Origin of the sequence: Plantactinospora sp. B5E13 (genome assembly GCF_039871775.1) — a bacterium.
Lineage (GTDB): Bacteria > Actinomycetota > Actinomycetes > Mycobacteriales > Micromonosporaceae > Plantactinospora.
The window spans coordinates 162,105-182,399 of the sequence record NZ_JBDPLT010000003.1 but is presented as its reverse complement, the minus strand read 5'-3'; the positions used below and the strand labels follow the sequence as shown (position 1 = coordinate 182,399).

21 protein-coding genes are annotated in these 20,295 nt (G+C 71.2%); 13 read left to right on the top strand and 8 right to left on the bottom strand.

What is annotated here, in order from left to right; genetic code table 11:
- Window positions 1-305: 305 nt before the first annotated feature.
- Window positions 306-848: a flavoprotein gene (locus ABGB05_RS04540; protein WP_347651855.1), complete on the bottom strand. Its 543-nt coding sequence runs from the start codon at window positions 846-848 to the stop codon at window positions 306-308.
- A gap of 84 nt (window positions 849-932) precedes the next feature.
- Between ABGB05_RS04540 and ABGB05_RS04535 the strand changes: the two genes are divergently transcribed.
- Window positions 933-2,144: a helix-turn-helix transcriptional regulator gene (locus tag ABGB05_RS04535; RefSeq protein ID WP_347651854.1), complete on the top strand. Its 1,212-nt coding sequence runs from the start codon at window positions 933-935 to the stop codon at window positions 2,142-2,144.
- A gap of 490 nt (window positions 2,145-2,634) precedes the next feature.
- Here the strand turns inward: ABGB05_RS04535 and ABGB05_RS04530 are convergent, their stop codons facing one another.
- A complete protein-coding gene (locus ABGB05_RS04530; RefSeq protein ID WP_347651853.1) occupies window positions 2,635-2,928 on the bottom strand; it encodes a hypothetical protein in 294 nt (97 codons plus the stop codon).
- Between the two features lie 84 nt (window positions 2,929-3,012).
- Between ABGB05_RS04530 and ABGB05_RS04525 the strand changes: the two genes are divergently transcribed.
- A complete protein-coding gene (locus ABGB05_RS04525; RefSeq protein ID WP_347651852.1) occupies window positions 3,013-3,585 on the top strand; it encodes a hypothetical protein in 573 nt (190 codons plus the stop codon).
- Here ABGB05_RS04525 and ABGB05_RS04520 read toward each other — a convergent pair.
- A complete protein-coding gene (locus ABGB05_RS04520) occupies window positions 3,570-4,058 on the bottom strand; it encodes a MarR family transcriptional regulator (RefSeq protein ID WP_347651851.1) in 489 nt (162 codons plus the stop codon). The genes ABGB05_RS04525 and ABGB05_RS04520 overlap by 16 nt on opposite strands.
- 113 nt (window positions 4,059-4,171) lie before the next feature.
- Between ABGB05_RS04520 and ABGB05_RS04515 the strand changes: the two genes are divergently transcribed.
- The 3 genes from ABGB05_RS04515 (at window position 4,172) to ABGB05_RS04505 (ending at window position 7,028) form a co-directional block, all read left to right on the top strand.
- Window positions 4,172-5,221 carry an LLM class flavin-dependent oxidoreductase gene (locus tag ABGB05_RS04515; RefSeq protein WP_347651850.1) on the top strand — a complete coding sequence of 350 codons (1,050 nt, stop codon included), beginning with the start codon at window positions 4,172-4,174 and terminating at the stop codon, window positions 5,219-5,221.
- Complete coding sequence (locus ABGB05_RS04510) at window positions 5,214-6,245, top strand: LLM class flavin-dependent oxidoreductase (RefSeq protein ID WP_347651849.1); 1,032 nt, start codon at window positions 5,214-5,216, stop codon at window positions 6,243-6,245. The genes ABGB05_RS04515 and ABGB05_RS04510 overlap by 8 nt, the downstream gene beginning before the upstream one ends.
- Before the next feature lie 66 nt (window positions 6,246-6,311).
- Window positions 6,312-7,028 (top strand): NAD(P)-binding domain-containing protein, encoded by a 717-nt coding sequence (locus tag ABGB05_RS04505; protein ID WP_347651848.1) that lies wholly within the window; start codon window positions 6,312-6,314, stop codon window positions 7,026-7,028.
- A 71-nt stretch (window positions 7,029-7,099) separates the two neighbouring features.
- Here the strand turns inward: ABGB05_RS04505 and ABGB05_RS04500 are convergent, their stop codons facing one another.
- Entirely contained in the window at window positions 7,100-8,980 is a 1,881-nt protein-coding gene (locus ABGB05_RS04500) for a Xaa-Pro dipeptidyl-peptidase (RefSeq protein ID WP_347651847.1), read from the bottom strand.
- Between the two features lie 218 nt (window positions 8,981-9,198).
- Complete coding sequence (locus ABGB05_RS04495; RefSeq protein WP_347651846.1) at window positions 9,199-9,888, bottom strand: alpha/beta hydrolase; 690 nt, start codon at window positions 9,886-9,888, stop codon at window positions 9,199-9,201.
- A 218-nt stretch (window positions 9,889-10,106) separates the two neighbouring features.
- Here ABGB05_RS04495 and ABGB05_RS04490 point away from each other — a divergent pair, with 218 nt between their 5' ends.
- The 5 genes from ABGB05_RS04490 (at window position 10,107) to ABGB05_RS04470 (ending at window position 13,936) form a co-directional block, all read left to right on the top strand.
- Window positions 10,107-10,496: a GntR family transcriptional regulator gene (locus ABGB05_RS04490; RefSeq protein WP_347651845.1), complete on the top strand. Its 390-nt coding sequence runs from the start codon at window positions 10,107-10,109 to the stop codon at window positions 10,494-10,496.
- Window positions 10,493-11,383: an ABC transporter ATP-binding protein gene (locus ABGB05_RS04485; protein ID WP_347651844.1), complete on the top strand. Its 891-nt coding sequence runs from the start codon at window positions 10,493-10,495 to the stop codon at window positions 11,381-11,383. The genes ABGB05_RS04490 and ABGB05_RS04485 overlap by 4 nt, the downstream gene beginning before the upstream one ends.
- The gene (locus tag ABGB05_RS04480) at window positions 11,380-12,381 is read left to right on the top strand and encodes a hypothetical protein (protein WP_347651843.1); all 1,002 of its coding nucleotides are present in this window, start codon (window positions 11,380-11,382) and stop codon (window positions 12,379-12,381) included. The genes ABGB05_RS04485 and ABGB05_RS04480 overlap by 4 nt, the downstream gene beginning before the upstream one ends.
- A gap of 101 nt (window positions 12,382-12,482) precedes the next feature.
- Window positions 12,483-12,803, top strand: coding sequence for a helix-turn-helix transcriptional regulator (locus tag ABGB05_RS04475; RefSeq protein ID WP_347651973.1), 321 nt, complete (start codon window positions 12,483-12,485; stop codon window positions 12,801-12,803).
- Window positions 12,803-13,936: a hypothetical protein gene (locus tag ABGB05_RS04470; protein WP_347651842.1), complete on the top strand. Its 1,134-nt coding sequence runs from the start codon at window positions 12,803-12,805 to the stop codon at window positions 13,934-13,936. Before ABGB05_RS04475 ends, ABGB05_RS04470 begins: the two co-directional genes overlap by 1 nt.
- On the opposite strand, the gene ABGB05_RS04465 is transcribed toward ABGB05_RS04470, so the two are convergent.
- Together ABGB05_RS04465 and ABGB05_RS04460 are read right to left on the bottom strand one after the other, a co-directional pair.
- Complete coding sequence (locus tag ABGB05_RS04465; RefSeq protein ID WP_347651841.1) at window positions 13,933-14,925, bottom strand: hypothetical protein; 993 nt, start codon at window positions 14,923-14,925, stop codon at window positions 13,933-13,935. The genes ABGB05_RS04470 and ABGB05_RS04465 overlap by 4 nt on opposite strands.
- Entirely contained in the window at window positions 14,925-15,812 is an 888-nt protein-coding gene (locus ABGB05_RS04460; RefSeq protein WP_347651840.1) for an ABC transporter ATP-binding protein, read from the bottom strand. The genes ABGB05_RS04465 and ABGB05_RS04460 overlap by 1 nt, the downstream gene beginning before the upstream one ends.
- Window positions 15,813-16,088: 276 nt before the next feature.
- Here ABGB05_RS04460 and ABGB05_RS04455 point away from each other — a divergent pair, with 276 nt between their 5' ends.
- Window positions 16,089-17,408 (top strand): histidine kinase, encoded by a 1,320-nt coding sequence (locus ABGB05_RS04455; protein ID WP_347651839.1) that lies wholly within the window; start codon window positions 16,089-16,091, stop codon window positions 17,406-17,408.
- Entirely contained in the window at window positions 17,405-18,136 is a 732-nt protein-coding gene (locus ABGB05_RS04450; protein WP_347651838.1) for a response regulator transcription factor, read from the top strand. Before ABGB05_RS04455 ends, ABGB05_RS04450 begins: the two co-directional genes overlap by 4 nt.
- Before the next feature lie 44 nt (window positions 18,137-18,180).
- On the opposite strand, the gene ABGB05_RS04445 is transcribed toward ABGB05_RS04450, so the two are convergent.
- Complete coding sequence (locus tag ABGB05_RS04445) at window positions 18,181-19,116, bottom strand: LysR substrate-binding domain-containing protein (RefSeq protein WP_347651837.1); 936 nt, start codon at window positions 19,114-19,116, stop codon at window positions 18,181-18,183.
- Between the two features lie 94 nt (window positions 19,117-19,210).
- Here ABGB05_RS04445 and ABGB05_RS04440 point away from each other — a divergent pair, with 94 nt between their 5' ends.
- Entirely contained in the window at window positions 19,211-20,290 is a 1,080-nt protein-coding gene (locus ABGB05_RS04440; protein WP_347651836.1) for a putative sulfate exporter family transporter, read from the top strand.
- The last annotated feature ends 5 nt before the right edge of the window (window positions 20,291-20,295 follow it).

The following is a 20,295-nucleotide window of genomic DNA, read 5'->3' as shown; positions in this document are numbered from 1 at the left end:
ACCGGGCCGCCGCCGGTTGCGTTCTTCCGGACTCTTTCGCCAGCTGCCTCTGGCTCCGACTGGCGCTTTCCAGGTTCGTGTACGGCGCGGCCGAGTTCGAAAGCCAGCCGTGTCGCCTCGTACGCCTGCTCGGCGCCCGGTTCAGCCATGCGCCGCTCCCGCATAGCGGCCCAACTGCCAACCTCGCCCATGGCCTTTATACCTCCCTGTCCAGGGCCTGGTGTGCCTCGTTGATACACCGTGCCAATACCCGATCTGCCCGAGCGACCTCCTGGTCGTCGCGGATGCGCGCCTTCTGGAGACCGTCAGGGCGTCAGCTCTCCTGATCGGCGTAGCCGGCGTACGTCTTCGACCAACTCGGGCCAGCGGAAACGGGCGTCCGGCGACGACGGTCGTGGTGCCTCGGTGGGGGTGAAGTGGACCCCCGCCTTCTGGAGGACCTGGACGTGGTGCGGGTACGCGGGATGGGTGGTGAGCGCCGACTTGGCGTACGGGGAGACGAGGATGGGGGCCCGGAGCCCCAGCATCTCGTTGAGGACGCCCAGGGCGAAGTTGTCGCTGATCCCGAGCGCCCACTTGTTGATCGTGTTGAAGGTGGCGGGCGCGACCAGCAGCGCCTCCGCGTCGGGTAGCGCGCCCGGCGCGCCCGGCCGCCGCCAGGCCGATCGCACTGGGTAGCCAGTCTGGTTGGTAAATGCCTCAGTGTCGATCCAGGTCGCGGCCGTCGGGGTGGCAACGACGCATACCGTCCAGTTGTCTTCGAGAAGAAGATCGACCAGCTCGCCGATCTGTTGGGCCGGGGGCGCGGCACACACCACGACACACAGCACGGACCGTCGCTCGCTCATGCCAGCAAGTTCAGCACGTAGCAGTTACGGATCGATAGGCGTACCGTCTGGGTACACGATGTACCCAACGCGGTGAGGTGCGCCATGACGGACCAGACCGAGCCCACTCCCGGCAAGCGGGTCGAGCGCCTTCGCCGCGCGGCGGGTCTCTCCCGGGAACGGCTTGCCGGCCTCGCCGGCCTCTCTCCAACCACCGTCAAGTTCATCGAGAACGGCAAGCGTTCACTGACTCTTCGGGCCGCCCAGCAGATCGCGCCGCACCTCGGCGTACGCGACCTCGGAGACCTGTTCGGGCCCGCCGTCACGCTCTCCCTCGACGTCCGACCCGGTCATCCCAGCGTCGAGGACGTCCGTCGTGCCCTGACCGCCTGGCACGTCAACGTCACCGGCGAACCAGCCTCGCCCGACTACCTCCGAGGTGCAGTCGACTCGGCGTGGCAGACCTGGCACACGTCCCGGCACCAGCGATCCGAGGCCGGCGCCATCCTGCCGGGTCTACTGGACGCCGCACAGCGGGCGGTTCGGCTGCACAGCGGCACGGAACGCCGACAGTCGCTTGCCATGCTGGCCCAGGTGTACCACCTGGCCCAGGCGTTCCTGGCCTGGCACGGGGACCGCGAGTTGTGCTGGTTGACCGTCGACCGGGGGATGACCGCAGCCCTGGACGCGGACGATCCGCTCGCCATCGCCCAGGCGAGCTGGTACGCGGCTCACCTGCTTCGCTCTGTCGGTCGCGGTGACGAGGCGCTGGCCCGCCTCGGTGAGGCGCGGGCGCTTATCGAAACCCGAGTGGCGGACGGCCCGACCGAGTGCGCCGAGATGCTTGCCGACCTGCACCTCTGTATGGCGCTTACCCGGGCCCGTACCGGAGATCAGGGGGCCTGGTCGGACTGGGAGATCGCCCGCGAGGTGGTGCACCGGATATTGCCGGCCGACTTCGTCGGGTTGCGTACCCGGGTTTCTCGCCCACTGGTTGAGGTCTACGCGGTGATGTGTGCCGTTGATCTGGGCGATCCGGACGAGGCGCAGCGCCGGGCGCACTCGCTCGACCCCACGTCGATCCCGTCGACCGAGCGGCGCGGCCGGCACTATGTGGAGTTGGCGCGCAGTGCCGACCTGGAAGGTGCCAGGGAGGCGACGCTTCATCTGCTGCACAAGGCGGACGTGACCTCGCCGGAGACGGTTCGGTACAGCCCGGCCGCGAGAGACATGCTCGACCGCCTGGTGAACGAGGCTCCGGCATCGATCCGGGCCGAGGCGGTGGATCTCGCTCAACGGGTGGGTCTGACTCCATAGGGGAACATGTCGTAACCGGGTACGTGCTGTACCCCTTCGCCTACTTTCGGGCATCTAACGTGGTCGCACGGTCGCGGCGAAGAAGTCGCATCGCAGGCCGAATGGTGTAGCTGCCTGCGTAGCTGTTCGTCCCGCCGTGACCGCCCCGATCGGACGCGGTAGCACGACCTTCGTCAGCATCGAATATCGCCGCGCCGCGTCCGCCCTGGCCGGGATCGGTGCGGTCCCCCCGTGCAGCGGTCCCGGCCTTCCCAGCCGGGTGTGACGGTCGGCGCTGGTCAGGCTCGGCCGCCATGCCCCTTGATCTGTGGAGCGTTAGGTGGGCATCTGGAAACGCTGGAGGCAGCGGCGGTTGACCGCACTTTTTGAGCGGCATGCGGCCGAGATTTACGCAGCGGCTCTCGAAGATGATGCCGAGGAAGCGGAGGCCGCGCGCCAGCGCGTACTTGAGCTGGCTCGGCGGCACGAAACCGGGCAGGAGGACGACCAGTCACGACGTACCCGGATCTGGTGTGACGCCCGGGTCGACGGACCCGGCGGCCGCCGCTGCTGCCGGCCCGCCCACCACCCCGGCGCCTGTGCCTCCGACCGGAAGTAGGTGGCGACCGGGAGTGCTGCCAATCAGATAGGCGGCGTCCGCAGCGGCCATCTCGGCGTACGCCGAGGCCAGCTCCTGCGGGGTGAAGGCGCCGTGCTCGGCCTGCCACTGCTGGACCACCGTCCGGCCGGCCCGCAAGCGCAGCTCACGCTCGATCGCACCGACGGAGAATCGGGAAAGCGGCACATCCTCGTCCTCTCCTGGTCATCCATCGACTGACGTGAGACGGTTGATCGTAGCGTGTCTGGGTGGCCACAAGGGGTGATGAGCGTGGCGGTAGTTGACGGTCCATCTGCCTGGGCGATCGAGCGATTCGGGTTCACACTCGCAGTGCAGCTGTGGCGCCGAGTACCGGCGGCAATGCACCGGGCCGTCGAACGCGCGAGGGACGCGCGAGACGCATCTGAGATGACCAGCGACCACGCTTTCGGTTCGGTGCGTTGGCTCGTGCAGTACGAGGAGCTGCTCAACCATCTCGAGGGCCTGCCGGAGACCGTCTCGGTACGTCCACCGCGTGCCCAGTTTCGGATCACGATCTGTGCCGGCCATCTCCTCCTGCCCTGGCGCTACTCGGCGAAGAGCGACGTACCGATGGATTTCGTGCGACCGAACCGAACCTTCAGCCGGTTCGCCCGTGACCTGCTGCGTCTGTTCGGCCCGGAGCCGAGGTTCACCCAGGATCCGCTTCCGCTGATGCCACCGCATCCCGAGCACGACCGCGACCTGTCCGAGCTGCGTGGCGCCGTCGAGGATCTGACCCTGGAGCCGAAGGTGCTGTCCATTCCCTGGTCGCCATCCGGAGCAACGCGCCGCCGCAATGCTTACCGTCAGCCGTCCTGCTGACGGTCCAGGCGATCGCGGAGTGCCGCCGCGATCTCGCCGGCCGCGACGAGTTGCTCCGGGGTGAGGGCGTCGACGAAGAGTTCGCGGATCGCCCGCAGGTGCGGGTACGTGGACCGCTGGAACGCTTCGGCGCCGGCCTCGGTGAGCAGCACCTCCGCTCCGCGGGGGTCGGCGGCGGACTCCTGGCGCCGGATGAGGCCGCGCCGCTCCATCCGCCCCAGGTGGTGGGAGAGCCGGCTCCGTTCCCAGCCGATCTGGGTCGCGAGTTCGGACGAGCGTAGCTGCCGGTCCTCCGCCTCGCTGAGGGCGAGCAGCACGGCGTAGTCGCCCGGCGAGAGCGCGCACTCGGTCTGCAGGCGAGACGTGAGCCGGGAGCGGAGCGCTTCGGTGGTCTCGATGAAGTCCCGCCAGATCCGGAGCTGCTCGGCGGTCGGTAGCTGGCGGCCCCCTCTGCCGGGTGTGGCGTTTGTCATCTGGCTCCCCCTGATTGACATGTCAACCACAGGCTAGCATTGTTGACGTGTCAAGCACCTGAGGCTTCCGGCCCCGGGTGTCGCCGGCCGGGGAGTACGTGAGGGAGGGGACGATGACAGCGGAAGACTTCGAACTGGGACTCAACTCGTTCGGGGAGGTGGCCACCGATCGCGGCCGGGTCCTCAGCGACGCCGAGACGGTACGGCTGCTCGTCGACGAGGCGCGGCTCGCGGAGTCGGTCGGACTCGACGTGTTCAGCGTGGGCGAGCACTACCGGCAGGGCCACAACGACTCGGCGACACCCGTACTGCTCGCCGCGATCGCCACCGCGACCGAGCGGATCCGCCTCGGCACCTCCGTCACCGTGCTCAGCACCAACGACCCGGTACGGCTCTACCACGAGTTCTCGACCCTCGACGCGGTCTCGAACGGCCGTGCGCAGATCGTCCTCGGCCGCGCCTCGGCGACCGAGTCGTTCCCGCTGTTCGGCTACGACCTCGCCGACTACGAGCGACTGTTCGAGGAGAAGCTCGACCTCTTCGTCCGGCTCCAGGGCGACGAACCGGTCACCTGGTCCGGAACGGTACGCACCCCGCTGGTCGGGCAGCGACTGCACCCGCGCATGCGTCCCGGCGGCATCCCGACCTGGATCGGCGTCGGCGGCAGCCCCAACTCGGTGGCCCGGGCCGCCCGCTACGGGCTCCCGCTCATGCTCGCGATCATCGGCGGGCGCCCGCAACGGTTCGCCGGCCACGTCGACCTCTACCTCCGGGCACTCGAACAGGCCGGCCATCCGGTACGCCCGATCGGGCAGCACTCGCTCGGCCTGGTCGCCGACACCGACGAGGAGGCCGTGGAGACCTGGTGGCGGTACTGGCAGCCGGTGGTCACGGCGCTCGCCGAGGAGCGCGGCTTCTACAGGCCGGACCGCACCCGCTACGAGATCGAACTCGCCACGGGCGCGCTGTTCGTCGGGTCTCCGGAGACGGTGGCCCGGAAGATCGCCAAAACCGCCCGCGACCTGCGGCTGAGTCGCTTCGATCTCAAGTACGACATCATGCACCTGCCGCGCGACGCCCGCGCGCGCACCATCGAGCTGCTCGGCAGCGAGGTCGCGCCCCGGGTCCGGGAACTGCTCGCGAAGGAGCCCACCCATGTCTGATCTCGTGTTCGGCCTCGACAGCTTCGGCGACGTCCCGGCGGACGACTCCGGCGCACTCGTCTCGCACGCCGCGGCGATCCGCCAGGTCGTCGACGAGGCGGTACTCGCCGACGAACTCGGCGTCGACGTCATCGCCCTCGGCGAACACCACCGACCGGAGTACTCGGTGTCGACCCCGGAAACCGTACTGGCCGGGATCGCCACCCGTACCTCACGGATCCGCCTCGCCTCAGGGGTCACCGTGCTGAGCTCCGACGACCCCGTCCGGGTCTTCCAGCGCTTCGCCACCGTGGACGCGCTGTCGCACGGCCGGGCCGAGGTCATCCTCGGCCGTGGCTCGTTCACCGAGTCCTTTCCCCTGTTCGGTTACGACCTGCGCGACTACGACGTACTGTTCGAAGAGAAGATCGAACTGTTCGTGAAACTGTTGGAGGAGAAGCCGGTCACCTGGAGCGGCACCGTGCGGGCCCCGCTCGAGCAGGCCGACGTGTTCCCGAAAACGGAATCCGGGCGCCTGCGCACCTGGGTCGGCGTTGGCGGCTCACCGCAGTCGGTCGTCCGGACCGCCCGCTACGGGCTCCCGCTCATGCTCGCCATCATCGGCGGCGCCCCCGAGCGCTTCGCACCGTACATCGACCTCTACCGGCGGGCAGCCGAGCAGCTCGGAACGACCGCCCACCCGGTCGGGATGCACTCGCCAGGCTTCGTCGCCGACACCGACGAGGAGGCGAAGGAAGTGTTCTGGCCGTCCTACCGGATCATGCGGGACCGGATCGGCGCGCTGCGGGGCTGGCCACCGGTCCGTCGCGCCGAGTTCGACGCCGAGGTGGCGCAGGGGTCGCTCTACATCGGCTCACCCGAGACCGTGGCCCGCCGGATCGCCCGCGCGGTCCGCAGCCTCGGCGTCGGCCGGTTCGACCTCATCTACACCGTCGGGCCGCAGCCGGTGAGCGCCCGGATGCGCGCCGTCGAACTGTACGGCACCACGGTGATTCCCCTGGTCCGTGACATCCTGGCCAGTTGAGCCAACCAGTTGGCCCGGCGAGCTGACCGGGCCATCGGACGCCACCGCGACACCCGGAAGGAAGACATGGCCGACAACGCCCCGAACGGGCCGCAAACCATCGGCATCCTCGGCGCCGGCAAGGTGGGTACGGTGCTCGCCCGGCTGGCCCTCGCCGCCGGCTACCGGGTGCTGATCGCCGGCTCCGGGGACCCGGCGAAGATCGCCCTCACCGTCGAGGTGCTCACGCCCGGAGCGGTCGCCACCACCGCACTGGACGCCGCGACCGGTGCCGACCTTGTCATCCTCGCCCTCCCGTTGAGCAAGTACCGCAGCATTCCCGCCGAGGCGATGCGCGGCAAGCCGGTCGTCGACGCGATGAACTACTGGTGGGAGATCGACGGCATCCGCGACGACCTCACCAACCCGCGTACGTCATCGAGCGAGACCGTCCAGACGTTCCTGTCCGGTTCCCGGGTCGTCAAGGCGTTCAACCACATGGGGTACCACGACCTCGAGGCCGAGGCCCGACCGGCGGGGACGGCCGGACGTAAGGCGATCGCGGTCGCCGGCGACGATCCGGCCGACGTCGCCGCGGTCGCGACCCTCGTCGACGCGCTCGGCTTCGATCCGGTCATCGCCGGACCGCTCGCCGAGGGCGTACGGCTCGAACCGGGCAGCGAGTCGTTCGGCGCCAACGTCAGCGCCGACGAACTGCGGGCCATGCTCGACCGCTTCCCGGAGTCGGAGCGGGGCCGGGTCGTCGCCGCCGCCCGCGCCGGGACGGGGCAGGACGCCGGTTGAGACGGGACGACGCCGGTCGAGACGGGCCGGGGCGGCCCGCTGATCGCGGACCGCCCCGGTTCAACCACAGGTCAGAAGCCGAGTACGCCCCGACCGCCGACGACCGGCAGCCGCAGCTCGCTGTCGTTCGGTGCGACCCGCAGTTCGGTGCCGCCGAACGGCAGCAGCGTGTACTCCTGGTCGCTGGAGAAGACGACCACACCGATCCGGTGTCCGGCCGGGAAGACGTAGTCCTTCGGCTCCAGGGTCCACCGGTAGTCGTACAGCTTGCCCTGCCGGACCGGCTCGGTGCGGGACGGACCCTTGCGGTTCTGCGGGTCCATCCAGCCCCGGGTCACCACGAACGGCGCGGCGGTGGAGCCGGCCGGGCCGTAGTCGACCAGGTAGACGGTGAGGTTGGCGTCCGGCTTGTTGCCGATCGCCATCCGCAGCCGCATCTCCGGCCGGCCGGAGAACCGTACGTCGGCGGCGAGCGTCGGTGAGAGGTAGGCGAGCCGGTTCGCGCTCGCGGTGTCCGGGTCGGCGACCAGGGCGTCGGGGTGGATGGTCCGGCCCTCGTCGACAAAGGACTGCTCGACGTTGCGGCTCGGCTGCCGGCCGGTGGTCAGCGTGCCCGGCTGGCCGGCGCTGGTCGCGGCCAGCTTCAGTGCCACTTCGCGCGCACCAGGATCAGGCCAGTTGCGGTACGTCGTGTAGATCCGGTTCTCGCGCTGGAGTACCGCGGTCGGCTCGTCCATGATGCCGTTGCGGATGTTCCACAGCCAGTAGTCGAACCACCGGTTCTCGGTCTGCTTGTACGTCCAGGTCTGCCCGTTCGGCAGGGTCACCGACGCGGTGCTGCCCGGTCCGCCGTGCCCGCCCTGGTGCAGCCACAGCTTGCGCGGCACCCGGTTCTTCGTCAGCTCGTCCCACCAGCCTGCGAAGTGCTCGGTCTTGACGTTCCAGTCGTTGAGCCCGTGTACGACGAAGACGCTCGCCTCGACCTTCCGGGCGTCGAGGTAGTCCCGGTCGGCCCAGAACTTCGTGTAGTCGCCGGTGACCCGGTCCTGCTCCTCGGTGATCTCGGCGAACTCGTCCGCGCAGCGTCCCTCGGACCGGGCCCGTCCGCCGGTGAACATGGCCAGGACGTCCGCGTCCTCACCCTGGTACGTCCCCGGGGCGACGACCAGGCCGTTTGCCCGGTAGTAGTCGTACCAGCTGCTGATCGCGGCGACCGGGACGATGGTCTTGAGCCCCTTGACCCCGGTGGTGGCGACCTGGTTCGGCAGCGTGCCGTTGTAGGAGGCGCCGATCATGCCGACCGCGCCGGTGGTCCAGTCGGCGTTGACCGGGGCGCCGTTGGCGTCGTACCCGCGCGCCCGGCCGTTCAGCCAGTCGATGACCGCCTTGGTGCCGAGCGTCTCGGCCTGGTCGCCGGTGGTCGGGCAGCCGTCGGAGTCGCCGGTGCCGATGCTCTGCCCGAGCACGACCGCGTAGCCGCGCGGCACGTAGTAGTCGTCCCAGGAGCCGGGCAGGTTGGCCTTCGCCGTCGCCCGTTGCACCCCGACGTCGGCGCTCCGCTGCCTGGAGCGGTCGGCGAGGCCGTTCTGTGGCAGTTCGTCGACCAGCACACTCGGGTATGGGACGTCCTCCCAGACGTCCTTGCGGTACGGGCTGTGTTCGAAGATGACCGGCACCTTGAAGCCGGTGGCGGTCTCCCGGGGGCGGGAGATGTCGATCGCGATCCGGTCGGGGCTGCCGTCGTGGTCGGTGTCGAGTGACGTCTGGACGTACACCCGCTCCTCGATCGCGTCGTCGAGCGAGAAGACCGGCTGGGTCATGCCGTCGCTGACCACGATGCCGGGCGTGGTGGGGGTCGCCGGCGGTGCCGCCGAGGCGGCCGGGGCGGCACCCAGGACCAGCGCGCCGGACATGCCGACGCCGAGTAGGGACAGGTACGGGGGTCGACGCACGGGCGTCTCCTTCGGTCGAACCGGTGGCCGAGCCGGCCAGGGGGTGGAGCCGGTAGAGCCGTCTGTCCACATGCTAGGTGCGATCGAAGGATTTGTTGATCATCTTTGCCGGGAAGTTCCCGCCACGGGTGGCCCTGTTGACGCCACCGGCCCGCCGAGGAGGCGGACCGGTGGTCCGGGTCGGGAGGTGCCGGCGGGAACCGGTCAGTGGGACTTGGTCAGCGGGACCGGACGATCTCGTCGACCAGGGCGGCGAACCTCTCCGGTGCGGCCAGGAACGGCGAGTGGCCGCCGGCCCACCGGCGGGTCTTTCCGGCGTGCGCCGACATCGTCTCCTGTAGCGCGGTCGGCAGGATCCGGTCGTCCTCGCAGACGATGTAGGTGGCCGGGATGTCGTGCCAGGCGGCCCGGGTCACCGTGCCGGTGAACGACACCAGGCTCTGGTCGACCAGGTCGGCCACCGCCCGCGCGGCCACCTCCTCGGGTACGTCGTGGTACAGCGCCGGGCCCGGGTGCTCGGGCCGCGGGAAGAGGCCGCTGGTGTCGGCGGGCACCTCCATGCCGTGCCGGCTGTACATGGACTCGCCGTCGTCGAGCAGGTACGCGGCCAGGAAGATCAGGTGGTCGACGTTGTGGGCACCGGTCAGGCCCTGGGCGGTCGGGATGCCCCCGTACGAGTGGGCGAGAACCACCACCGGGCCGTCGACCGCGTCCACCTCCCGGCGGACCGCGTCGGCGTCGTCGTACATCGAGGCGGTCGGGTTGGTGCCGGCGCTGGGCAGCGCGGCAACCCGAGTCTCGTATCCGAGTTCGGCGAGCGCGGCCCGGGTGGCGTCCCAGGTCGAGGGGCGGTGCCAGGCGCCGTGCACCAGCACGATCACCGGCCGCTCCGCGGTTGCGTCAGTCATCCTTCTCCTCTTCGGGACCAGGTCCGCGGGCTCGCGGACAACGTCGCCGTACATGGTGTCAGACATTGTGTCCGACGATTCGTCCGGAGCGCGTCCCGCGAGGAAGGTCACGTCATCCCCGACTTGCCGAATTCCGTCAACGGTGGAGCCCTGGGTTTTCGTGACGCTGAGGACAGCTAAGTGCTAATGTGCTAGGACCCTAGTGATTTGGAGTTGGAGTGATCGAGTTTCACCTGGACGCCCGATCCGGCGTCGCGCCATACATGCAGTTGATCCAGCAGGTCCGCCAGGCCATGCGGTTGGGGCGGCTCAACGAGGGGGACCGGCTGCCCACGGTCAAGGAGGTCGTCGCAAAGGTGGCGATCAACCCGAACACCGTGCTCAAGGCGTACCGGGAGTTGGAGTACGAGGGGCTGGTCGCGGTCCGGGCCGGCATCGGGACGTACGTGACCAGGACGTTGAGTGACGCGTCGCTTGCCGCGCACGGGCGCCTGCGCGAGGAGTTGGAGCAGTGGCTCGGCAGAGCCCGGCACGCCGGACTCGACGAGGAGAGCATCGAGGCGCTCTTCGTCAGCACGTTCCGGACCCCGGCGGGGGAGCGGGCATGACCGCCGCCATCGAGACCGCACGGCTGACGAAACGGTACGGGCGGCGCCCCGCACTGACCGACTGCGACCTGAGCATTCCGCGCGGCCGGGTCGTCGGGCTGGTCGGGCCGAACGGTGCCGGCAAGTCGACCCTGCTGCAGTTGGCCTGCGGGCTGCTGGCGCCGACGTCCGGCACCATCGAGGTCCTCGGTGCCCGCCCGGCGAGCGGGCCGGAACAGCTGGCCAAGGTCGGTTTTGTCGCCCAGGACACTCCCACCTACGCCCGGCTTACCGTGGCCGAGCACCTGCGCCTCGGCGCCCGACTCAACCCGGGCTGGGACGCAGCGCTGGCGGCCCGCCGGATCGAACACCTCGGACTGGACCCGGCCCAGCCGGCCGGCAAGCTCTCCGGCGGCCAGCGGGCCCAGCTGGCCCTCACCCTGGCCGTCGCCAAGCACCCCGAGCTGCTGATCCTGGACGAGCCGGTGGCCAGCCTCGACCCGCTGGCCCGCCGGGAGTTCCTGCAGAACCTGATGGAGTTCGTCGCCGACAGCGAGGCCAGCGTGGTGCTCTCCTCGCACCTGGTCGCCGACCTGGAGCGGATCTGCGACTACCTGGTCGTGCTGACCGCCGCGCGGGTCCAGCTCGTCGGTGAGGTCGACGAACTGCTCGCCACCCACCACCGGCTGACCGGGGACCGGGTCGACCCGGCCACGCTGCCGGCCGGTCAGCGACCCATCCAGGCCAGTCACACCGAACGGCAGTCCACCCTCGTGGTACGCAGCACCGCCCCGGTCGACGATCCGCGCTGGACGGTAGGCCGGCTCGACCTGGAGGACCTGGTCCTCGCCTATCTGACCGAGGCCGCCACCGTCGGCCGTACGCCCGTCCTGGAGGCCCAGCGATGACCTGGCTGACCTGGCGTCAGTTCCGTACCCAGTTCTCGGCGGTCCTGGCCGTCCTGGCCGCGTTCGCCCTCCTGCTGCTGGTCACCCGCCCCGGCCTGAACGAGCTGTACGCCAGCAGTGGCCTCACCACCTGCGGCGACAGCTGTGGCTCCGCCGCCGACAGCTTCCTGACCCGGGTGGGCGGGGGCATGATCGGCAACTTCTACTACCTCGGCATCGGCGGCATGTTCGCATTGCCGGCTCTGCTCGGGGTCTTCTGGGGCGCGCCCCTGGTCGCCCGGGAACTGGAGACCGGCACCCACCGGCTGGTGTGGAACCAGAGCGTCACCCGCGCCCGCTGGCTGGTGGTCAAGCTCCTGCTCGGCGGCGTGGCCAGCATGGTCGCCGCCGGGCTGATCACCCTGGCGGTGAGCTGGTGGGCCGCCCCGATCGATACCGTCGGCATGGACCGGATGCTTCCCCACCTCTTCGCCAACCGAGGGCTCGTCCCGGTCGGCTACGCCGCGCTTGCCTTTGCCGTCGGGGTCACCGCAGGGCTGCTCATCCGGCGTACCGTGCCGGCGATGGCGGTCACCCTGCTGGTGGTCGCCGTTGTCCAGATCGCCATGCCCTTCCTGGTCCGCCCGTACCTCATCGCCCCCGTCCACCAGGTCCGGGCGATCGACACCGAGCGACTCGAGATGTTCGGGATGAACGCCGCCGGGGAGGTGTGGCTGCTCGGCAAGATGGAAGAGCCCGGTGCCTGGATCATCTCCAACCGCACCCTGACCCCGGCCGGCGAGCCGTTCGCCGCGACCAACCCGGAGGTCTGCAACCGGGAGAACGGTCCCCGGCCCTGCCTGGAGTGGATCGGCACGCTCGATCTGCGGCAGGAGGTGTACTACCAGCCGGCGAACCGCTACTGGCCCCTACAGCTGATCGAGACGACGCTGCTGTTCGTGGTCGCCGTCGGTCTCGGCGCCTTCTGCCTGTGGTGGATCCGCCGCCGACTGGCCTGACCGTCACCGTACGACGGACGGGGGTGCCGGGCAGGCGGCGTTGGGTGTGGGAACGTTGACCATAGCTTGATCACTTACGTATGGTGTGCGCCGTGAAGAACATGCGCGAGCCGACGTTCCTCATCCTCACCGCGCTGGCCGACGGGCCCCGGCACGGCTACGGCATCGTGCGTGAGGTCCGGACCCTGTCCGAGGGCCGGGTCAGCCTGCTGACCGGCACCCTCTACACCGCGCTCGACCGACTCACCGCCGAGGGGCTCATCGAGCCCGACCGCGAGGAGGAGGTCGACGGGCGGACCCGGCGGTACTACCGGATCACCACCGAAGGGCTCGCCGCGCTCACCGCACAAACCGCCCGGCTCCGCCAACTCGCCGCCGCGGCCGAGGCCCGGCTCCGCACCGTCCGGCCGAGGACCGTGTGATGGGCCGCCCATCCGGGGAGCGGGTGACGGTCGACCGGCTCGCCCGCCGGTACGGCCGACTGCTGCTCGTCTACCCGCGGACGTACCGCCGCTTCCGGGGCGACGAACTGCTCGGCGCCCTGCTCGACGCCGCCCCACCCGGCCGGACCCGGCCGACCGTACGGGAAACCGCCGACCTGGTCCGGCACGGTCTGCGGGCCCGCCTCGGTCGGCCGGCCAGTCGTACCGTCGTCGCCTGGGCCCTGCTCGCCTCGGTCATCGGCGGTCTCTTCACCGCCGCGCTCGCGACCCGGGTCGCCTGGCAGACCGCCGAGCCACTGCCCCGGACCGCCGAGGCGCGGGAGATGCTCGCACAGATCCTGCCCGGGCAGGAGTTTACCGGCATCGAGGACGCGCCCGCCCTCTTCGTCTTCTACGGACAGCCGCTGAGCTGGGGCGCCGTCCACAACCTGCTGTTCTGGGACGGCGGCGAGTACGCCCAGGCGGGGATCGGCGGCGTGGTCGACGGCACGCTGGCGTACCCGCCGCAGCAGACCATCGAGCTGGTCCAGCGCAACCTGCGCGCCGACGGCTGGACGGTCCATCCGACGACGACCAACGACATGTACGGCTGTGTCGGCCCGCCCTGCGACCCCACCACGATCCCGAAGTCCACCACTATTGTGGCGGGGCGCGGGGACACCACGTTCACCATGCAGGTGAACCCGGCGTACCCGGGAAACTCCGCGTTCATCTCGGCGGGGTTCCGGCGGGCCACCCCGTCGGCTGTGTACCCGTACGGGATCGGCGGCGGTCTCCTCGGCGGGGCGGCCGTGTTCCTGATCTTCGGCTGGGCCAGCCGGCGGACCGAGCGACGCCGGCTGGCCGGTGCCGGGCTGAAACTGCTGTTGGGTGTCACGCTCTTCCTCTGGTGGGTGCCGACGGTTGCCTCCGTCCAGTGGATGGCCCGACACCACCGTGCCGAGCCACACCCGTCGTGGCACCCGATGTGGGAGTGGCTCGGCCAACCGACGTTCTCCCTGCCGTTCCTGGTCGGCTGCGGATCGGCGCTGCTCGGCCTGGCGATCGCCGCCGTACCCGGTGGCGACCGCGAGCCGGGCAGCGCCGCCGCCGACCGGCCGACGCCGGTCTAGCTGAGTCGGCGGATCCGCCAGAAGCAGCAGACGACCAGCAGCGCGGCGAGGGCGAGGAGGATCCCGGTCTCGGTCCACTGCAGTGCCCAGAACTGACTGTCCGGGTGGTAGACAACGTCCTGGCGGAGGCCGAGGGTGCCGATCCAGGCGTCGCACTTGTCCGGTGACCCGCTCCGGCCGCAGACGTCCAGGTTGGCCGGGCCGCGGAAGACCTCGCCGCCGGGGGTGATCGTCTGGTTCGACACCGTCCAGGCGTTCGGCACCCCGGCGCCGAAGATCTCCATGGAGCCGTTCTGCCGGATCCCGACCATGGCCAGTTTCTCGAGGTCCAGAAGCGGTGTCTCGTGGCGCGGGGCCACCAGCCGGGTCCGGAGCCACAGCGGCATCGCCACCGCGGCGGCGGTGTAGCCGGCCAGGGTGGCGGCCATCGCCGGCATCGTCCGGCGGATCAGCATGCCGCAGGTCACGCCGAGGGTGAACGCGAAGACGGCGTAGCCGACCGGTACGACGCCCCGGGCGCCGTAGACCAGCGGGGTGATCCGGTCCCCGGCGGCGCCGTCGATCCGGTCGGCCCAGCCGGTGACCAGCACACTGAGCAGGCCGGTGACCGCCACCGTGGTAGCGCCGAGGAACACGAGCTTGCTGGCCAGCCAGCGGGTACGGCTGACCGCCTGGTTCCAGATCAGACGGTGGGTGCCGGCCTCCAGTTCGCGGGCGACCAGCGGAGCACCCCAGAAGATGCCGACCAGGGCGGGCGTGAGGTACATGACCGCGAGACCCGAGAAGTAGAGGGTCCCGGCGGCGCTGTCGTTGACCCGGGTGAGGAAGTCCCGGGTGACGGTGGCGCAGTCACCGGAACAGGCGGCGACCTCGGCGTACAGCTCGGTGATGGTCGGGACGGTGACGAGCAGCAGGACGCCGAACACGGCCAGGGCGGCGGCGGTGACCACCGCCGGGGTACGGAACTGGCGCCAGGTGAACCAGAACATCAGGCGTCCTCCAGAACGGGCCGGGTCGACGTGGCGGCCTGCGACATGTGGGCCAGGACCACGTCTTCGAGGTCGACGGGTTCGACGGTCAGCGACGGGTCGTCGAGCGGGGGCGTGCCGCGTACGACGAAGGTGGACCGCTCCGGGGCGTGGGACTCTTCGACCACCTGGACCCCGGCGGGCAGCTTTGCCGCGTCGCGCCGGGCGCCGGTGAGCCGGTGGTGGTCGGCGGTCAGTTCGTCGACGCCGCCGGCGACCCGGACCTGGGAGGCGACCAGGACGATCACGTGGTCGCAGACCCGTTCCAGGTCGGAGACCAGGTGCGAGGAGAGGATCACGCTGCTGCCGTGCTCGGTGGTGTGGGCCGTGAGGCTCCGCATGAACTCCCGCCGGGCGATCGGGTCGAGCGCGGCCACCGGTTCGTCGAGGATGAGCAGCTCCGGCCGTTTCGCGATGGCCAGGGTCAACGCGAGCTGGGCGCGTTGACCGCCGGAGAGTCGGCCCGCCTTCTGCTTCGGGTCGAGGCCGAGCTGGGTGATCCGCTCCTCGGCTGTCCGCTGGTCCCAGCGCAGGTTCGTCCGGGCGCCGAGGCGCAGGTGGTCGGCGATGGTGAGGCCGGCGTAAACCGGCGTGTCCTGGGCGACGAAGCCGACCCGGGCGAGCTGCGCGGCGCCCGAGGCGGGTCTGCCGCCGACCACCTCGATGGTGCCGGCGGTGGGGGCGAGCATACCGACCGCCAGGTGGAGCAGTGTGGTCTTTCCGGCGCCGTTCGGGCCGACCAGCCCGACGACCTTGCCGGGCGGGACGGAGAGGGTGCAGTCGGACAACGCCACGCGTCGCCCGTACCGCTTGGTCAGGCCCTCGGCACGGAGCACAGGGCTGGTCATGTGGACTCCTCGGTTGGTCCGGAGGTGAGCCTCGGCTGGCAGGGAGGTTGGTCCGGAGGCTGCGCCGACCCTGTGGCCGGCCGTTACCAGCGGGAACGCTAGGGGCGGCCGATGCCGGGGCACGTCGGTCGCGGCGACGAACCTGACCCCGTCGCGGGGACGATTCGCCCACCGGATCCTCCGCGCGGTGTACGTACCGGGGACGACCCCGACCGCGTCGCGGACGATGTGGCGGGCCGGCCGGAACTGCCACACTGGCCGGTGGACGGGGCAGTGGTGACGGACAGGGCGGTGGTGATGGAGCGTTGGCGGACCGGCCTGGCCAGGCTGTGGCGTCGTACGGCCGTTCCGCCGCCGCGATCGTCGCGCTGGGCCTGGGGCGCCGACGTGCTGCTCGCCGTGGCGCTCGCCGTCGGCATCCTCAACGGCCTGGTCGGCGACGAGGTGCGGGCGGAGCGTCAGGACATGCCGGGGCCGCTGCCGGGCATGCCTTCGACGGCACCGGTGGTGCCCCCCGAGTGGATCATCATGCCGCCGAGACCCGAGCCGATCTCCGGTTCCGAGCTCGCTCTCTGGATACTGCTCGCTCTGGCCACCGCGTTACCGGTCGCGCTGCGTCGGCGCTACCCCCTGGCGGTCTTCTGGGTGGTCCTCGCCGCCAGCGAGCTGTACCACGGACGCGGCGGCCTCGACGCCACGTTCACCTTCGCCGCCTGCGTGGTCGTCGCCTACGGCGCGGTGATGTACAGCCCGTACCGGGCGGCGGCGGTGGTGAGCGTGCTGGTCGGCGCCGTCCTGGTGGTCAGCGGTCACCGGGGCAACCTGCCGCAGACCCAACCCGAGCTGGTCTTCCTCTTCCTCCTGGTGCCGGTCGCGCTCGCGGCGAACGCCGTGCACACCCTGCGACAGCGGGTGCAGGCGGTGGAGGCGCAGCGGGAGACCGAGACCCGGCTGGCCGTGCAGCGCGAACGGGCCCGGATCGCCCAGGAGCTGCACGACGTGGTCACCCACAATGTCAGCGTGATGGTGGTGCAGGCCGGTGCCGCCCGTACGGTGCTCGCCGTCGCGCCGGAGAAGGCGCACCAGGCACTGCTGGCCATCGAGTCCGGCGGGCGCGCCGCGATGAGCGAGCTGCGGCACGTGATGGGCCTGCTCAGTCTGGACGGTGACCCGGACGACCAGCCCGGGGCGGACGAACTCACCCCGCCGCCGGGCCTCGGCCAGGTGCCGACGCTGGTGGCCCGGGTCCGGTCCGCCGGGGTTCCCGTCGCACTGACCGTGACCGGCACCCCGGAGCCGCTGCCGGTCGGTGTCGACCTCGCCGCCTACCGGGTGCTGCAGGAGGCGCTGACGAACGTGGTGAAACACGCCGCCGGGGCGTCCGTGACGGTCCGGATCGCGCACGGGCCGGACGTGCTGCGGATCGAGGTCTCCGACACCGGGGGTACGGCGGCGGTATCGGCCCGGTTCGGCAACGGCCGAGGGTTGATCGGCCTGCGGGAGCGGCTCGCGATCTACGGCGGCACCCTCGACGTCGGTCCGCTGCGCTCCGGCGGATACCAGGTGCGGGCGACCATCCCGGTGGGGCCGTCGTGACCGGGCCGCCGCGCGACGTGGTCGCCGACGGGCAGGCCCCGCTCCGGGTGGTCATCGCCGACGACCAGGCCCTGCTCCGGACCGGGTTCGCGATGATCCTCGGCGCCGACGGCAGGATCGAGGTGGTGGCCGAGGCCGCCGACGGCGCCGAGGCGGTCGCCGCGGTCCGGCGTACCCGCCCGGACGTGGTGCTGATGGACATCCGGATGCCGGAGATGGACGGGCTGGAGGCGACCCGGCGGATCGTACGGGAGGCGGTCCCCGCCCCGCGCATCATCATCCTGACCACGTTCGACCTCGACCGCTACGTGTACGCCGCGCTGGCCGCCGGGGCGAGCGGCTTCCTGCTCAAGGACGTCTCACCCGAACGGCTGGTCGCTGCGGTGCACATGGTCCGGGCCGGGGACGCCCTGCTCGCCCCGACGATCACGCGGCGGCTCGTCGAGCGTTTCGCCCGGCAGGACGACCGTGGCGCGCTGCACCGGGACCTCTCCGCGCTCACCCCGCGGGAGTTGGAGGTGCTGCACCACCTCGCCCGGGGACTGACCAACGCGGAACTCGCCGGACGGCTGCACCTGAGCGAGACGACGGTGAAGACGCACGTCACCCGGATCCTGTCGAAGCTCGGGCTCCGCGACCGCGCGCAGGCCATCATCGTCGCCTACGAGACCGGGCTGATCACGCCGGGCGGCGGCACCGAACCCGCGACGTCGCCCGCAGGGTCCTGATCCGCCCCTGGCCGACCGCGTTCAGGCTGCGACGTTGACGGTCTTCAGGGTCCGGCCACCGCACCGGACCGGCCCCGCTCGGCCTCGGCGGCGCGGGCGATCGCCTGGAGCAGCGCGGTGGCCGAGCCGGTGAGGCGCCGCCCGCGCGGCCAGACCGCCCGCAGGGTACGGCGCAACGCCAGCCCGCGTACCGGGACGGCGACCAGCAGTTTCGCGGCCAGTTCGGTCTCCACCGCGTAGCGGCTGAGTACCGCCGGGGCGGTGCCGGCCATGGCGGCGCCCTTGACCGCCGCGTTGGAGCCGAGGGCCAGCTCCGGTGGCAGCGGGTCGAGGTCGGCGAGCGCCCGTTCGAGGGTCTCCCGGGTGCCGGAGCCGACCTCGCGGACCACCAGCCGGGTCCCGGCCAGTTCGGCCGGCTCCAGCGGCTGGCGTCGCCGCGCCCAGCGGTGTCCCGGCGCCACCACCACGATCAACTGGTCGTGCCCGACGACCAGGGTGTCGAGCCCTTCGGGCACCGTCGGCCCCTCGACAAAGCCGATGTCGATCCCCTCATCGGCGAGGACCAGCCGGGACACCTCGGTCGAGTTGATCACCGTCAGGCCGACCCGGATGTCCGGGTACGTCATCCGCAGGTGGTGCAGCCACCGGGGCAGCAGCGCCTCCGCGACGGTCATGCTCGCGGCGACCCGCAACTGGGCGGCCCGGGCCTCGCGGAGCGCGACGAGGCTGTGCCGGAACTCGTCCGCCGCGTCGAGCAGGCGTACCGCCCAGCCGACCACCACCCGGCCGTCGTCGGTCAGCGGTGACCCACGATGGGTACGGAGCAGCAGCGGCACCCCGGCCCAGCGTTCCAGGGCGGCGAGTCGCTTGGTCGCCGACGGCTGGGCGATGCCGGCCGCCCGGGCCGCCTGGCCGATGCTGCCCAGTTCGGCGACGTCGGCCAGCAGCCGCAGGGACGCCAGATCGGGCAGGTCGGTCATAGCCACAGGCTATGGCGTCGAACCTGATCACGGTCTACCAACTCGGCGACAACCGGCGTTACCTGGGAGGGCGGTACCACGAGGGGGTGACGGGGTGGCGGTAGCGGAACAGACACGGGTCGACGTACGGGCAGTGGCCCCGACCCGGCCCCGACCGGCCGCCACCCTGCCGGGCCTCGCGGTCGCCGCCGTCGCCGCGCTGCTCGGGTACGCGGTCAACCGGCTCGCCAGCCCGGTCAGCCCGATGATCGTGGCGATCCTGCTCGGCATCGCCGTACGCAGCCTCGGCGGTTACCGGGACTGGATGCGTCCCGGCCTGACCTTCGCCGCCAAGGGCCTGCTCCGGGCGGGCATCGTGCTGCTCGGCCTGCAACTCGTCGCCGCCGACATCCTCGCTCTCGGGTTCGGCCCGCTCAGCGTCGTGGTGGCCAGCGTGGCGGCGGCCTGGCTCGTCACCCGCTGGGTCGGGCGGCGACTCGGGCTGCGCCCGGCGACCGCGCTGCTGGTCGCGACCGGCGTCTCCATCTGCGGTGCCTCCGCCGTGATCGGCATGAACGAGGTCGCCGACGGCGAGGAGGAGGACGTGGTCACCGCGATCGGCGTGGTGACCGTACTCGGCACCCTCTGCCTGCTGCTGATCCCCGGCCTCGGCCTGCTCCTCGGCCTCGACGACACCCTGATCGGCCTCTGGGCCGGGGCGAGCATCCACGAGGTCGGCCAGGTCGTCGCGGTCGGTGGGGCGGTCGGCGCTGCCGCGCTCGCCACCGCCGTCGTGGTGAAACTCTGCCGGGTCGCGCTACTGGCCCCGTTGGTTGCCCTCGTCGCGACCGTCCGGCGCCACACGGCAGCCATCCCGGATCCGGCCGACGCGGACCCGACCGCGGCGGGTCGGCGCGGACGGGGCCGGCCGCCGGTGCTGCCCTGGTTCGTGACCGGGTTCCTCGCCGCGATGGCGCTGCGCTCGACCGGAGTCCTGCCACCCGCGCTGGTCACCGTGGTCTCGGCGGTCGCCGGCATGCTGCTGGCCGCCGCGATGTTCGCCGTCGGCACCTCGGTCGACCTGCGTACGGTCGCCCGGGGCGGCGGCCGGGCGCTGGCCACCGGTGCGGCCGGCACCCTGGTGCTGGCGGGCACGTCCCTCGCCGGCCTGCTGCTGGTCGGCGCCGGATCCTGACCGGC

What these genes read in the sequence shown, in the direction of transcription:
- ABGB05_RS04495 (WP_347651846.1), bottom strand. Translation starts at nt 9,888, where the DNA reads ATGACTGACGCAACCGCGGAGCGGCCGGTGATCGTGCTGGTGCACGGC.
- ABGB05_RS04510 (WP_347651849.1), top strand. Translation starts at nt 5,214, where the DNA reads ATGTCTGATCTCGTGTTCGGCCTCGACAGCTTCGGCGACGTCCCGGCG.
- ABGB05_RS04445 (WP_347651837.1), bottom strand. Translation starts at nt 19,116, where the DNA reads ATGACCGACCTGCCCGATCTGGCGTCCCTGCGGCTGCTGGCCGACGTC.
- ABGB05_RS04535 (WP_347651854.1), top strand. Translation starts at nt 933, where the DNA reads ATGACGGACCAGACCGAGCCCACTCCCGGCAAGCGGGTCGAGCGCCTT.
- ABGB05_RS04515 (WP_347651850.1), top strand. Translation starts at nt 4,172, where the DNA reads ATGACAGCGGAAGACTTCGAACTGGGACTCAACTCGTTCGGGGAGGTG.
- ABGB05_RS04460 (WP_347651840.1), bottom strand. Translation starts at nt 15,812, where the DNA reads ATGACCAGCCCTGTGCTCCGTGCCGAGGGCCTGACCAAGCGGTACGGG.
- ABGB05_RS04480 (WP_347651843.1), top strand. Translation starts at nt 11,380, where the DNA reads ATGACCTGGCTGACCTGGCGTCAGTTCCGTACCCAGTTCTCGGCGGTC.
- ABGB05_RS04520 (WP_347651851.1), bottom strand. Translation starts at nt 4,058, where the DNA reads ATGACAAACGCCACACCCGGCAGAGGGGGCCGCCAGCTACCGACCGCC.
- ABGB05_RS04505 (WP_347651848.1), top strand. Translation starts at nt 6,312, where the DNA reads ATGGCCGACAACGCCCCGAACGGGCCGCAAACCATCGGCATCCTCGGC.
- ABGB05_RS04470 (WP_347651842.1), top strand. Translation starts at nt 12,803, where the DNA reads ATGGGCCGCCCATCCGGGGAGCGGGTGACGGTCGACCGGCTCGCCCGC.
- ABGB05_RS04475 (WP_347651973.1), top strand. Translation starts at nt 12,483, where the DNA reads ATGCGCGAGCCGACGTTCCTCATCCTCACCGCGCTGGCCGACGGGCCC.
- ABGB05_RS04540 (WP_347651855.1), bottom strand. Translation starts at nt 848, where the DNA reads ATGAGCGAGCGACGGTCCGTGCTGTGTGTCGTGGTGTGTGCCGCGCCC.
- ABGB05_RS04485 (WP_347651844.1), top strand. Translation starts at nt 10,493, where the DNA reads ATGACCGCCGCCATCGAGACCGCACGGCTGACGAAACGGTACGGGCGG.
- ABGB05_RS04465 (WP_347651841.1), bottom strand. Translation starts at nt 14,925, where the DNA reads ATGTTCTGGTTCACCTGGCGCCAGTTCCGTACCCCGGCGGTGGTCACC.